The sequence below is a fragment of the Psychrobacter sp. Marseille-P5312 genome (assembly GCF_900291405.1).
In the GTDB taxonomy this organism is placed as follows: Bacteria; Pseudomonadota; Gammaproteobacteria; order Pseudomonadales; family Moraxellaceae; genus Psychrobacter; species Psychrobacter celer.
This window is the reverse complement of the sequence record NZ_OLML01000001.1, coordinates 1,202,167-1,216,612: the sequence shown is the minus strand read 5'-3', so window position 1 is coordinate 1,216,612 and position 14,446 is coordinate 1,202,167. Positions and strand designations below refer to the sequence as shown.

Annotated in this window: 11 protein-coding genes and 2 tRNA genes; 4 read left to right on the top strand and 9 right to left on the bottom strand. The window is 47.5% G+C overall.

Annotated elements, in window-relative coordinates:
- Positions 1 to 4 precede the first annotated feature (4 nt).
- The 8 genes from C6W44_RS05280 to tpiA form a co-directional block, all read right to left on the bottom strand.
- Entirely contained in the window at positions 5 to 394 is a 390-nt protein-coding gene (locus C6W44_RS05280) for a ribosome-binding factor A (protein WP_105244516.1), read from the bottom strand.
- A 207-nt stretch (positions 395 to 601) separates the two neighbouring features.
- The gene (gene infB / locus C6W44_RS05275; RefSeq protein ID WP_105244515.1) at positions 602 to 3,328 is read right to left on the bottom strand and encodes a translation initiation factor IF-2; all 2,727 of its coding nucleotides are present in this window, start codon (positions 3,326 to 3,328) and stop codon (positions 602 to 604) included.
- A 197-nt stretch (positions 3,329 to 3,525) separates the two neighbouring features.
- A complete protein-coding gene (gene nusA, locus C6W44_RS05270; protein WP_105244514.1) occupies positions 3,526 to 5,010 on the bottom strand; it encodes a transcription termination factor NusA in 1,485 nt (494 codons plus the stop codon).
- 113 nt (positions 5,011 to 5,123) lie between these two features.
- Positions 5,124 to 5,624, bottom strand: a complete 501-nt coding sequence (gene rimP, locus C6W44_RS05265) for a ribosome maturation factor RimP (protein ID WP_105244513.1) — start codon at positions 5,622 to 5,624, stop codon at positions 5,124 to 5,126.
- Between the two features lie 438 nt (positions 5,625 to 6,062).
- Positions 6,063 to 6,139: transfer RNA gene (locus tag C6W44_RS05260), tRNA-Met, on the bottom strand.
- Between the two features lie 123 nt (positions 6,140 to 6,262).
- Positions 6,263 to 6,347: transfer RNA gene (locus tag C6W44_RS05255), tRNA-Leu, on the bottom strand.
- A gap of 224 nt (positions 6,348 to 6,571) precedes the next feature.
- On the bottom strand, positions 6,572 to 6,880 hold the full coding sequence (gene secG / locus C6W44_RS05250; RefSeq protein WP_105244512.1) for a preprotein translocase subunit SecG: 309 nt from the start codon (positions 6,878 to 6,880) through the stop codon (positions 6,572 to 6,574).
- Between the two features lie 441 nt (positions 6,881 to 7,321).
- Positions 7,322 to 8,122, bottom strand: a complete 801-nt coding sequence (tpiA, locus tag C6W44_RS05245; RefSeq protein WP_105244511.1) for a triose-phosphate isomerase — start codon at positions 8,120 to 8,122, stop codon at positions 7,322 to 7,324.
- A 351-nt stretch (positions 8,123 to 8,473) separates the two neighbouring features.
- On the opposite strand from tpiA, the gene pilB reads away from it, so the two are divergent.
- The 4 genes from pilB to coaE all read left to right on the top strand — a co-directional run bounded on the left by pilB (position 8,474) and on the right by coaE (position 13,571).
- Positions 8,474 to 10,189, top strand: coding sequence for a type IV-A pilus assembly ATPase PilB (gene pilB / locus C6W44_RS05240; RefSeq protein ID WP_105244510.1), 1,716 nt, complete (start codon positions 8,474 to 8,476; stop codon positions 10,187 to 10,189).
- A 368-nt stretch (positions 10,190 to 10,557) separates the two neighbouring features.
- Positions 10,558 to 11,781, top strand: coding sequence for a type II secretion system F family protein (locus C6W44_RS05235; RefSeq protein ID WP_105244509.1), 1,224 nt, complete (start codon positions 10,558 to 10,560; stop codon positions 11,779 to 11,781).
- Between the two features lie 25 nt (positions 11,782 to 11,806).
- Positions 11,807 to 12,709 carry a prepilin peptidase gene (locus C6W44_RS05230; RefSeq protein ID WP_105244508.1) on the top strand — a complete coding sequence of 301 codons (903 nt, stop codon included), beginning with the start codon at positions 11,807 to 11,809 and terminating at the stop codon, positions 12,707 to 12,709.
- A gap of 175 nt (positions 12,710 to 12,884) precedes the next feature.
- Positions 12,885 to 13,571, top strand: coding sequence for a dephospho-CoA kinase (gene coaE / locus C6W44_RS05225; RefSeq protein WP_105244507.1), 687 nt, complete (start codon positions 12,885 to 12,887; stop codon positions 13,569 to 13,571).
- On the opposite strand, the gene rlmB is transcribed toward coaE, so the two are convergent.
- Positions 13,534 to 14,304, bottom strand: a complete 771-nt coding sequence (gene rlmB / locus C6W44_RS05220; RefSeq protein WP_105244506.1) for a 23S rRNA (guanosine(2251)-2'-O)-methyltransferase RlmB — start codon at positions 14,302 to 14,304, stop codon at positions 13,534 to 13,536. The genes coaE and rlmB overlap by 38 nt on opposite strands.
- Positions 14,305 to 14,446: the final 142 nt, after the last annotated feature.

The following is a 14,446-nucleotide window of genomic DNA, read 5'->3' as shown; positions in this document are numbered from 1 at the left end:
GGGCTTACTCGTCATGCTCGTTTTTTTCGGTTTTGCTGACGGCCTGATTGATCAAGTCCATCATATAATTACCATGCGCTGTCACTTCATCATAGTGAAAACGCAAACGCGGGGTTGTACGCGTTTTTAGGCTGTGGCTAAGCTCGGTACGCAAAAATCCTGCTGCTTTATTGAGCACATTGACGCTTTCTTCATGATTGGTCTTGGTCATCGCATCATCGAGCCCTGGCTCCATGATAGTGACATAAATGTCAGCGTAACCCAAATCAGGACTGACTTTGACACTAGAGATGGTGACAAAACCGGTCAGACGCGGATCATTGACTTCGTCGCGGATAAGGACGGCAAGCTCACGCTGGATTTGATCGGCTAAGCGTTGTAAACGTTGATTCATGTTATTACCTTAATATTAGTATGGCTTAGTTAATATGGCTTATTTTTATTGGTTAAGTGACTTGGTTATGAGGACTTATCTATGGTAAAAAAGGCCTAGCAGGATGTACCTGTTAGGCCTCTGTACTACGGTCTATCCACCACACCTTTCAGACTTGGCTGATAGAGCCTATGGTCTGAGGGGGGGGGGTTGTATCTAGCTTTGTTTTTAGATAGTACGAGCGAACTCTTGGATTTCAAAGACTTCGATCTTATCACCCACTTCGACATCATAGCCACGAACCGCAAGGCCACACTCCATACCAGTACGTACTTCATTGACGTCTTCTTTATAGCGACGTAATGACTGCAACTGACCGGTAAAGATAACCTTGTCATCACGCAAGACGCGAATAGGCTTGTTACGATAGATTGTACCTTCGACCACCATACAACCAGCAGCAGCACCAAACTTACTAGAGCGGAAGACTTCGCGAACCTCAGCGGTACCAAGGATTTGTTCGCGATGCTCAGGCGCTAGCATACCGCTCATTGCCGCTTTGACATCATCGATTAGACCATAGATGACGCTATAGTAGCGGATGTCGATATTGGCGACATCGGCTTTGCGGCGTGCGGCGCTATCTGCGCGGACGTTAAAGCCGAGCAATACCGCTTCGCTAGATTCAGCAAGCGTGACATCAGATTCAGAGATAGGGCCCACACCTGAGCTGATCACTCTGACTTTGACCTCGTCCGTTGATAATTCGTTTAAGGCGGCCAGTAAGGCTTCTAATGAGCCACGAACATCCGTTTTTAGCACGATGTTTAAGGTCGATACATCGCCTTGTTCCATCTGATCAAACATGTTCTCTAAACGCATTTTGTTCTGACGCTCGAGTTGACGCTCACGCTCACGATTGGTTCTAAAGTCCGCAACTTCACGTGCTTTTTTCTCATCAGTGACGACTAAGAACTCGCTACCAGCGGCTGGCGTTTCAGGTAAACCTAAAATCTCGACAGGAATAGAAGGGCCAGCTGACTTGATACGCTGACCGCGCTCATCTGTCATGGCGCGCACTTTACCGTAGTATTCACCTGCCAATACCAAGTCGCCTTGCTTGAGTGTGCCTTTTTTGACCAACACGCTCACCACAGGACCACGACCTTTTTCTAGTCTTGACTCGATGACCACACCTTGCGCTGAACCATCAAGCGGTGCTTCTAGTTCCATCAGCTCAGCTTGCAATCCGATAAGCTCTAACAACTCGTCGATACCGTCGCCTGTCTTAGCAGAGATACGTGCCATCGGGGTATCACCGCCCCAATCTTCTGATACCACTTCTTTGGTGGTCAGCTCATTGAGGACGCGATCTGGGTCAGCACTTGGCTTGTCCATTTTGTTGATAGCAACGATAATCGGCGTACCAGCAGCGCGCGCATGGTCGATGGCTTCTGCTGTTTGCGGCATCATACCGTCGTCAGCGGCCACGACCAAGACGACGATATCTGTCGCTTGCGCACCGCGCGAACGCATGGCACTAAATGCTGCGTGACCTGGGGTGTCAAGGAAAGTAATCACACCGCGGTCAGTCTTAACATGATAAGCACCAATGTGCTGAGTGATACCGCCCGCTTCGCCAGTCGCTACTTTGGTCTCGCGAATCTTATCGAGCAATGAGGTCTTACCATGGTCAACGTGACCCATGATAGTGACGACAGGTGGACGGGTTTGCACGTTACTGCTGCGCTCATCGACAGCATCTTGTAGATCGTCTTCGACCTTAGTATCACTGACAAGAACAGGGTTGTGACCCATCTCTTCAACGATCAGACTTGCTGTCGCTTGATCGATGGTGTCTGATTCGCGAGCGATTTCACCCATTTTCATCAGTAATTTAATGACTTCACGAGCCTTGACTGCCATACGCTGTGCAAGATCTGCAACAGTGATGTGCTCACTGATTTCGACGTCATAGATGATTTTTTCGACAGGTTTTTCAAACTTGTGCTGTGAGGCTTGCGTTGAACGTAAACCGTTTTTGCGGTTTTTGAATTCACGCTCATCTTGGTTTTTACGGCGGCGGCCACGAGCACCCGTGCTACTAGCACCACGCTTGATCTCACGGCGCTCTTTTTCAAACGACTCTTCTAGAGCATCACCGACCAGACCTTCGGCCAACGGCTCATCTTTACGCACTTCTGCCACAGGCTCACGATCGGTATATTTGCCTGCCATTTTACGCATTTGCTCAAGCGTACGCTTTTGCGCTTCTTCTGCTTGCTTGCGGCGTGTTTCTGCCTCAATTTCACGCAGACGCGCTTCCTCGGCTTCGCGTGCTTCACGAGCTTTACGCTCAGCAGCGGTTTCTACCTTCGGTTTGGTCGCAGCGGCTTTTTTCTTCGGTTGCTCTTTTGGCTTCACTTCAGTGGCTGCTTTGCCACCTTTTTTTACCACCACAGAGGCTGAAATATCGTCGTTTTTATCATCAGACTTTTTGCTTGAACCTAGGCTTGCACGCATAGCGGCCAGCGTTGCCGCTTGACGCTCTTCTGCTTTTTTCTTAGCAGCAGCACGTTCTTCTGCTTCTTTAGCAGCACGAGCTTGGGCTTCGATTAAAGCTTGCTCACGGGCAGCCAACTCTTCAGCCATTTTTTCTGGATTGGGTTTTTCAAAGACTTTCTTTTTACGCACTTCCACATTGACGCTCTTAGACTTACCTGAAGAGCCGGTCACACGCGCGGTGCTAGTCGTCTTAGACTTCAGACTAATACGGCGCTTTTCTTGCTGACCATGACTTTGCTTTAAATACGTCACCAACTTCTCTTGCTCAAGCTCGGTGACTGGGTCATCCTCTGCGCGAGCAGGCAGCCCAGCATCCACCAGTTGCTGTCTTACAGCACTTGCGGTTTTGCCTACCATATCTGCCAGTTCTTTGACGGTCTTATCTGCCATTTATTATCACCTACTGTCTATTATTTGCTATATGTTCAATTCAGTTGTTGGCTACAAATGATTGGGGTAAGGCTGATTTCATGCGCTCATCTGTCCGTATTGATACGGCAATAATGCCTGTGACGGTATGAGTGCCTGTTATCAGCGCTTTATTTTCAATAGCATATCACCAAAAGACAGCGATATGCAGTTACCGCTTATTCATCGAACCAAGATTCCCGAGCTTTCATGATGAGTTGTCCTGCAGTTTCAGAATCTAATCCTTCGATATCTTCTAAATCGAAGACGGCTTGTTCTGCCAAGTCATCTACGGTGATGATGTCTTTTTGTGCCATTTTATAGGCCCAGCTGACTGTCATCCCTTCAAGCTCTTGCAGCTCTTGACTTGGCTCTTTCATATTTTGTTGTTTGACCAGCTCATCTGCGATGACCACTTCTTTTGCACGCTCTTGAATGATGTCAATCGCTTCGTCGTCCAAACCTTCGATATCATAAAAAGTCTCTACAGGAACGTAGGCGACTTCTTCGATACTGGTAAAGCCAATATCCACCAGCGCTTGTGCCAGATCATGATCGACCTCCAAACGCTCATAAAACAGCTCAATAAAGGCTTTGGATTCGTTTTCTTGACGCTGCTGATACTCTTCTTCTAGCATCATATTGAGCTTATAACCAGTCAGCTCTGAGGCCAGACGGACGTTTTGACCTTGTGAGCCAATCGCACGCGCGAGCTGGTCGTTGGTGCTAAAGATAATGTCAGCGGTCTGGGTGTCTTCATCGAGGATGATACTGCTAACATCGGCTGGCTCTAGCGCACTGATGATAAATTGGGCTGGGTCATCTGACCAAACCACCACATCGATACGCTCACCATCGAGCTCTTGCTGCACCGCTTGGATACGCGTACCACGCATACCAATACAAGCGCCAACTGGATCAATACGATGGTCGTTGGTCTTGACTGCTATTTTAGCACGGGTCCCGGGCAAGCGAGCGACGTTACGGATTTCGATGATTTGCTCTGCAATTTCAGGCACTTCTTTTTGCATCAAGGCTGAGAGCATCTCAGGGTGCGTGCGTGATAAAAGCAGCTGGGCACCGCGGTTTTCACGGTTAACATGATATAAAATAGCGTTGATACGTGATTTTGGACGTAACTGCTCACGAGGCAACATCTGATCGCGTGACAAATAACCTTCAGCATTATCACCTAAGTCGATGATATAGCCATCACGAGTTTGTTTTTTTACTTCGCCATACATCATCTCACCGATACGTGGCTCAAAAGCGTCTGCAACCAGTGCACGCTCCGCTTCACGAATTTTTTGGATAATGACTTGTTTGGCTTGTGTGGCAGCGATACGGCCAAACTCAATCGACTCGATCTGCTCTTCTTTGATGTCACCGATGGACCACTCGTCTTGATCTAAGTCACTGATGGCCAACTGACAAGCAGGCATTTCGTGATCTTCATCGGCAACCACTGTCCAATAACGATAAGTATCATAGTCGCCAGTTGCACGGTCGATTGATACGCGTACCGCCACTTCTGGCTGGTCGGTATATACTTTTTTCTTGGTTGATACCACCAAAGCATCTTCTATAGCTTCAAAGATATCTTCAGGATTTAAGCCCTTTTCATTACTGACAGTTTCTACTACCGTTAAGATTTCACGACTCATGCTATACCTGTCCTATCATTTTTTAATTGACTTAAATTTTATCATTAATGTATTAACGTTGTTTTTCACCATAAACCATCTAGGTCATTTGTGCAGTCGCTCAGGTAGGCCACCTAAGCGTCTTCGTATACCAGATTGGCTTTATCAATATTACTTAACGCAATATCAAACTGCTCGCCATCAGACGCCGTCAACTTCAATGAAGTGGCATCGATACTGTCTAGCGTACCTGTCACTTTGCGGCGTTTTTGCTCACCTGTCCCGATCGCTTGGATCAAGCGCAGGCTGATGGTTTGACCAACATACGCATGCATTTGCTCATCTGAGAAAAACGCGCGATCAAAACCAGGCGATGACACCTCTAAGACATACTCACCTGCGATGGGATCATGCACTTCAAGAATACCGCTGACTTGATGGTTCACCGCCGCACAGTCTTCGATAGTGACGTGTTTGCCCTGAGCCTGCTCTTCTGGCAGTGCTTCGATATAAATGCGCAGCAACGAGCGACGGCCTTGCGGCGCAAACTCTATGCCCCATAGCGCCACATCACAAGCAGCAACTGCAGGCGCGATGATATTGGTCAGTTCTGCAACTTTGGTCGAAAGCTTCATAATTTATTTATATTTTCCTGTTCACTTATCTATCGTACTCACAAACTCTATTAAAGTTATGCTGATCGTGTACCGATGATAATCACTCACCGTGATGAGTCATACTCATATATTGTAAACCAAGACAGATCGTTGTATGTATGCGCGTTTATATAAGGCTGAGCAAAAAAACATCAAGCTCAGCCAAACATTGCTTTTATTATTCATAAAGCAGTACTATCGATAAAGGAGTGAGGAATAAAAGATAGTGTGCTTACGAAACAATCGTGCCAATGGCGGCAAGTGACGACCCGTATCGTGCTCTATAGACATAGAGCTTAGCATAAGTAGGATAGATACCGCGATAACACTGACCTTCAGATACAAAAAAACCCACAAACATTATGGTGGGTTAATCGTTACTGACAAATTTAGTATACAAAACATCAGTATAAAAAGTGGTAGCGGGGGCTGGATTTGAACCAACGACCTTCGGGTTATGAGCCCGACGAGCTACCAGACTGCTCCACCCCGCATCAATCTAGAACGCATATTATAGGGAAGGTTTGTATGATTGTCAATGCTTATTTTAAATAAAATTTAAACAAGCCATTTATCATCAATCAATCTGCCCTGACGTCATGCTGCGTCATAAAACTTGGTGCGATTGGGGGGACTTGAACCCCCACAGCTTGCGCTACCACCCCCTCAAGATGGCGTGTCTACCAATTCCACCACAATCGCGTTTTTTACTGCTTTTACTTGCCAATGAGCTTGTTGAGCGTCTATATAAGTTACTCTAAAGCTGGACTGCGAAAAACAGAAAAGGCATTGTAAATCTAACGTCTAAAAATAGCAAGTACTGCTGAAAAAAAGACTGTCATTCAAACCCCAATCCATAAAAAACCAACCACTTACTACGCTATCGCCTACAAGGCTGCCCCTATAGGCCGATAGTGAGCCAGCCGTTATTGAGGGTCTTGGTTCAAGGGGCGCGGCGTTTGCGGCGCTGACACAGGTGCATCTAAGCGAAACTGATCTTCTGCTTGTTTACGCGCATGGACCGCGAGTGTCATACTGGTAATAAAAAATATCACTGTCAAAACAGCGGTCGCGCGCGTCAAAAAGTTTGCGGAGCCTGCCGCCCCAAAGACGGTACCAGACGAGCCTGCACCAAAAGAAGCCCCAGCGTCTGCCCCTTTACCATGCTGTATCAAAATCAAGCCAATCATGGCAATCGCCACAATAATATGCAGGGCTAATATAAACGTAAACATGCTGGCCTCTTTTGCCGCGTAATGACGACTGATAACGGAAAATAAATCTAAGAATCAATATATAAGCTGACTTGAGTCTAACAAAGCGACAATCTAACAAGGCGACTTAAAAGCCTGGAATATTAGCAAATAACAATGTTAACTTTTTAGTGCCAACCTTTTACGTTACCTACTAACTCTACTTTACCTACTATGAAAGCACAGAAGTGACTCCACGCAAAAGTCACTGCCCGACCCGCTTATATATGAGAGTATATAAATAAGGCGCATTGTACACGATTACAAGGGCACTGTTAAACCCACTTTTATCAACTGATAAAGACATTTTGTATACAAATGATGACCTTACCATAACCGTATGCTTATAGTGCCCGCGCCAGTACCAGCAGCACTATACATAACAGTGACCCAGCTGCGATGTTCGGCGTAATGTCAGACGCCTTAGGCTTGCCCATTGCCAAAAGCTTGCACAATTGCCAAAAAGCTGGCAGCCTTCAATGAAGCGCCGCCGACCAGTGCGCCATTAATCATAGCATCTGCCGCAAAACTATCGGCATTATCAGCATTGACGCTACCTCCATATAAGACTGTGATATTGTCCAATGCTTCCCCATAGTCTGCGACCGTCTGCTTGATATGCTGATGCGTCGCGCTGACTTCGGCCACGGTAGGCACTTTACCTGTGCCGATGGCCCATACTGGCTCATAAGCGATGATAAGGCGATCGGATAAGGTGTCAGCAAGCGCAGGCTGCTGCGTTAGTATGTCTTTTATGACGGTGAGCTGCTCATCGATAACCGCAAGTGTTTGTCCAGCGTCATACTGTGCTTGTGTCTCCCCAATACAAAACACCACGCCTAGGCCTTGGTCAAACGCATGGGTCATTTTACTGAGTAAACAAGCATGCGTCTCTTGATGATATTGGCGGCGCTCAGAGTGGCCAAGTAATGTCCAAGTTGCGCCAGCATCTGCCACCTGCTGCGCGGAGCAATCCCCCGTATAGGCACCTGTAGTGCCACTATGCGCGCTGATATCTTGCGCAGCACACAGTACTGGGCTGTCTTGTAGATGGGTGCTGACACCGGCCAAGTGGATACAGCTAGGGGCCACCATTAACTGGCAACCAGCGCTATTGGCACCGTCATCTTTATCAGCAGTCGCCAATAAATCGCTTAATAATGTCTGGACATCATCGCTCGTTGCAGGATTTTGTTTCCAATTACCAATTACCCAAGCTTGCATCTGTAGTTACCCTGTCTTAAGTATTTATGCCAATTCGGCTAATGTGCGCGCCAGTATAACAAATAATTCACAACTGCTATAGTATGGTGCTGCATCGGCTGTCATGGCTTGATACGGCTGCAGCGGCTGACCGCACTAAGCCATATGCCGCTATTTATCGACCCCTTATTATCTTTTTGGTGTCGTCAATAAACAGTTTAATAGTTGCCATAAGTTCTTTAAACTAAAGTAATATTCTATATTATTACCCTAATACCCAAAAAAACTGCATAGTAGCATTCGTTTACTACCTATTTATTCGTGCAACAGCAGATAACGATACAAAACGTTTGTTATTGAGGAGAGGTCGTCATGTCTATCACAACCAGCAAATATGGTGGTTTAGCGCAGCAGCTGATTAGCGAAGGTATCGTTAGCGAAGCAAATATGAAAACCGCACAAACCGAGTCACAGCAGCAGCAAATAGGACTGGTGTCATACTTGGTAGACAATAAGCTGGCCGATGCCTATCACTTGGCACAAATGCTCTCACAAGCTTTTGGCGATCCTTTGTTTGATTTAGACGCCCTGAGCCTCGATGTCATTCCTAAAGACTTGGTCGATGAAAAAATCGTCCGTAAATTTAATGCCTTGCCTTTGTTTAAGCGCGGTCAGCGTTTGTTTGTCGCCTTAAGTGATCCAACACGTATCGATGCCATTGATGCCATTGCGTTTAACTCGCGGCTGTCTATCGAAACGGTGGTGGTCGAAGAAGATAAGCTCAAAAAACGCATCGAAGCGGTCTATGCAGACAGTATGCAAAGCTTTGATAGCTTTTCTGATAGCGATTTAAATGTCGGTTTTGAAGAAGGGGATGACGCGGCTGATGAGGGCGAGACCAAGCTCAGTGATAGCGTCGATGAGGCCCCTGTCGTTAAGTTTGTCAATAAGATGCTGGTGGATGCCATTCGTATGGGAGCTTCAGATCTGCATTTTGAACCCTATGAAAAGACCTACCGCGTACGCTTTCGTGTCGATGGGGTCATGCAAAAAATGGCCAGCCCGCCTGTCCAGCTTGCCGGTAAGATCGCAGCGCGCCTAAAGGTCATGTCACAAATGGACATCTCTGAGCGCCGTATCCCGCAAGATGGCCGTATCAAACTAAAACTGTCAAAAAACAAAGCCATCGATTTTCGGGTAAACTCCTTGCCGACGCTGTTTGGCGAAAAAATCGTACTACGTATCTTGGACCCCTCATCGGCCATGCTCGGGATTGATGCCTTAGGTTATGAGCCAGATCAGCAAGAGATGTTTTTAGAGGCTCTTCATAAGCCACAGGGCATGCTGTTGATCACAGGTCCGACAGGGTCTGGTAAAACCGTATCGCTATATACTGGTATCAACATCCTCAACACGGGAGCAACCAATATCTCCACTGCCGAGGATCCAGTGGAGATCAACCTTGAAGGCATCAATCAGGTCAACGTCAACCCAAAAGTTGGCCTAACCTTTGCCAATGCTTTGAAGTCGTTTTTGCGTCAGGATCCTGATATCGTCATGGTCGGTGAGATTCGAGATTTAGAGACTGCGGAGATTGCAATAAAAGCGGCGCAAACAGGCCACATGGTACTCTCAACCCTGCACACGAACTCTGCCCCTGAGACGTTGACGCGTCTACGCAATATGGGGGTGGCTTCTTTTAACATTGCCACCTCTGTCAACTTGGTCATTGCTCAGCGTTTGGCACGGCGCTTGTGTAAAAACTGCAAAAAAGCCATCAATGTACCGCGGCAAAGCTTGCTTGAGCTTGGCTTTACGGATGCCGATCTAGACGATCCAGATAACGTCATCTATGAGCCTGTCGGCTGTAATGAATGCCGTGAAGGCTATAAAGGCCGAGTGGGTGTTTATGAAGTCATGAAGGTCAGCCCAGACATCTCTCGCATCATTATGGAAGATGGCAATGCCATGGATATCAAAGACGCTGCGCTCAAAAACGGCTTTCGCGATCTGCGCCGCTCTGGCATTTTAAAGGTATTACAAGGGGTGACCAGTATTCAAGAGATGATGCGAGTAACCTCTGAATAGCACCAACTCTCATCGCGTCAAAGAGGAGCATACTGCGTCATTGCTAAATGGTGTTTTTATCAAAGACACCAGCAGTAATCTTGGTCATCATTTGCCAGTCATAAGTAGGTATGGCTTTTCTTTTATAAACTAGCAATAATATCTACCAGATATATTTCAAAATAAAACAGATGAGCACTGGTTTTTTAGGCTAAAATAAAGTAGGAAATGCAAAAGGTTGTGCTATCGCTACTACGCTGTGCCCAGCTGTATTTACAAGAGCAGGGCCATAAAACCACTGTTATAAAAGTGGCTAAAGTCAATGTTATTGGCGAACCATCGTTTATATATTTGCAATATCTAATAAGACAATTTTTGAGGGTAGAAACATGGCAAAAGCAAAGACCGACATGCTGTCAGACTTTGTCTACGATGGCGTAAACCGGCGCGGACAAAAGGTAAAAGGCGAGACCACCAGTCGCAGCTTAGAGCTGGCCAAAGCCACTTTGCGCAAACAGGGTATTACGGTTAAGGGCATCAAGAAAAAACCTAAGCCGCTTTATACGTTTAAAAAAGCCATTAAACCCATCGATATCGCGATTTTTTCTCGTCAATTGGCCACCATGATGAAAGCTGGGGTGCCTTTGACGCAGTCTTTTGAGATTGTCGCTGACTCATTAGACAATCCCAGTATGAAAGATTTGGTATTGCAAATAAAATCTGATATCGAATCTGGTGGTACCTTTGCCTCTGCCCTACGCAAGCATCCACGCTACTTTGATGACCTATTTTGCTCGTTGGTGGATTCTGGTGAGCAATCAGGCTCACTTGAGACCATGCTCGAGCGGGTGGCCACTTATAAAGAAAAAAGTGAGATGCTCAAAGCCAAAATCAAAAAAGCGGTCAAATACCCGATTGCCGTTATTATCGTCGCCGTCATCGTGACCATGATTTTGCTCATCAAAGTGGTACCCGTGTTCTCTGATCTTTTTGAGTCTTTTGGTGCTGAACTGCCCGCCTTTACCCAAATGGTGGTGGGCATGTCTGAGTGGATGCAGTCATGGTGGTTTGTTTTGATTGTGCTCATCGGCGGCGCCATTATCGGGTTTTCAGAAGCGAAAAAACGCTCCAAAAAATTCCGTGACTTTTTGGACCGCGCTGTTTTGAAAATACCTGTGTTTGGTAATATCGCTTATCAAGCGATTATCGCCCGCTTTGCCCGCACCCTCTCAACGACTTTTGCTGCTGGGGTGCCGCTCATCGATGCGCTGGACTCCACAGCAGGCGCGACCAACAACGTGGTGTTTTATAATGCCACTCAGCAGATCAAAAACGACGTCTCTACCGGTCAGCAGTTGCAGTTTTCGATACGTTCTACCAATTTATTTCCTAGTATGGCCATACAGATGGTCGGTATCGGTGAGGAGTCTGGTAGCTTAGAGGAGATGCTAGACAAGGTGGCGGTCTATTATGAAAGCGAAGTCGATAACGCGGTTGATGGCCTGACCAGTTTGATGGAGCCTATGATTATGGCGGTGCTTGGGGTATTGGTCGGTGGCCTCGTGATTGCGATGTATCTGCCGATCTTCCAAATGGGCTCAGTGGTCGGCTAATACCTCACTCAAGGACTGCGATTTCATGCAATTTATACAGTTATTACAAGACAATACGACCGTGGCTTTGGTCGTATTTGGGTTATTAGGGCTTTGTGTCGGTAGTTTTTTAAATGTGGTCATCCATCGGCTCCCGCTGATGATGTTTGCAAGCTGGCGGCAAGAATGTAGTCAGTTTCTGGCTGAGCAAGCAGACATGCCGCGCGAGCATACGCAGCCACTGACCCGTATCGTCGCAGGCGACAACGCCATTACTTTGAGTCGGCCGGCGTCGCGCTGCCCGCACTGCGCTCATAAAATCACCTGGTATCAAAACATCCCTTTGATCAGTTGGCTGATGCTGCGCGGGCGCTGCACTGCTTGTAACGCCGCCATCGGTATCCGCTATCCGCTGGTGGAGCTGATCACCGCCCTACTCTCTGTGCTGATCATTTATCAATTTGGGGTGAGTGCAACAGGCTTGTCGGCATTGGTCTTAGTATGGACGCTAATCGCCTTAACCGGTATCGATTTTGATACTCAGCTCCTCCCTGATCGCTTAACCTTCCCTTTGGCGGGGCTAGGTCTAGCAGTCAACAGCCAAGGTTGGTTTGTCTCACCCAGCCAGTCTATTTGGGGGTTGCTGTTGGGGTTTTTGTCATTATGGGTGGTGGTAAAGCTGTTTTATTTGATCACCAAAAAACACGGCATGGGTCAGGGCGACTTTAAGTTGTTGGCCGTATTGGGCGCTTGGCTGGGGCCTATGATGCTACCGCTTATCATCTTACTCTCCTCCCTGCTAGGCTCTATCGTCGGGCTGATCTTAATGAAAAAACAAGGCGAGAGCAGACCCTTTGCCTTCGGCCCTTACATTGCTATTGCCGGTATTGTCGCCTTATTATATGGCACAGATATCGTCAATTGGTACTTAGGCATGTATACTTACTAAAACAGGCGTGAGTTTTACCATACGTTTTAAAAAACATACTGTAAAAGTAGCAGGGTAAGTGGCAATGGCGCTTACATCTCTCATCTTTGTGCTAGCCTCAAATCATCAGCACAGATGGGGCAAAACAGCTGCGCACGTTTTCATCTCTATCATATCGGTCAGATAAGTCATTATTATGTCAAACGCTAACGCTTCACCTTATTCTCACAAGCCGCAAACCCACCAAAAGCAAAGCAAGACACTGGTGGTCGGATTGACAGGCGGTATCGGTAGTGGCAAATCTGCTGCTAGTGACTGGTTTGCGCAGCAAGGCATCGATATTATAGATGCTGATGTGATCGCCCATGAGGTGGTGGCAAAAGGCAGCGCGACATTGCGCAAAATTCAAAGCAAATTTGGCGATTGGGTGCTAAATGGCGACGGCTCGATGGACAGAGCGGCGGTGCGTACGCACGTTTTTACTCATCCTGAGGCGCTCATCGAGCTTGAAGCCATTACTCACCCAGCGATAAGAGAAGCGGCAAAAGCACAGCTAGCCGCTAGCACTTCGCCTTATGTGGTGCTGTCCGCGCCGCTACTCATAGAGGCGGCAGAAGCGGGGCTGGCAAACTTGTGCCAACGAGTACTGGTGATTGATGCCAGCGAAGACACCCAACTTGAGCGCGCCAGCCAGCGTGATGAGCAAAGTGTCCAAAAGATCAAAGCCATCATGGTCAATCAATTAAGCCGCGAAGCGCGCAACCGTCACGCTGATGATGTCATCTTAAACGATCGCGACCTAGCGGCTCTGTATGCACAGCTGGAGCCGCTACACCAAAACTATCTTACGCTTGCCGAGCAGCTAAAGTACGCTGCCGATTGACCTCATACAGCGCCATACCGGTAGCCACGCTGACGTTTAGGCTTTGTAAGTTGCCATGCTCATTGCCCGACATCGGGATATAGACCAGCTCATCACAGCGCTCTGTGGTCAACCGGCGCATGCCCTCTCCTTCTGAACCCATGATAATGGCCGTTTTGCCAGTCAAGTCCGCTGCATGTATGGGCTTGGCCGCATCACTAAGTGCCGTACCAAACACAAATACACCAGCGTTTTTGATGTGGTCAAGCGTACGCGCCAAATTGGTCACACTGACAATCGGCATCAGCTCAGCGGCGCCTACAGAGACTTTTGCCACTGTTGGGGTGAGGCTGGCGGCGTGATGTTTTGGACAAATCACCGCATCCACGCCCATCGCAACAGCCGTACGCAAACACGCACCGAAGTTATGCGCATCAGTGATTTGATCGAGTATCAGCAACAAACACTGCTCGCGCCCCGCGATGGTGTCTAGCAGCGCTTCGTCAGCGAAACCTAGAGGGCGGGCATTAAGCACCACGCCTTGGTGCTGCGGGCTGCCACACATCTGGGTCAGCTTGTCTTTTTGTGTGGGCTGAATACTGATGCCATTGGCCTCGGCTTCGGCCATGATTGCTTGCACGTGAGGGTCGCTGTCACGGCCTTGTTGGACAAACAAGCTAAGACCATCGAGCGGACGATGTTTGAGTAAGGCATCAATTGCATGAATGCCATAAAAATAAATGGGTTTTGCCATAATAGGCCTACTTAAGTATCAAATGGATATCGCTAAAGCGATAAGAAGTAACGATAAAAAACAACAATAAAAAAACAGTGCAGCCTCATCAAAAACAAATAAACCATACCGACTGATATGGTTTATCCGCGATCGATTGAGG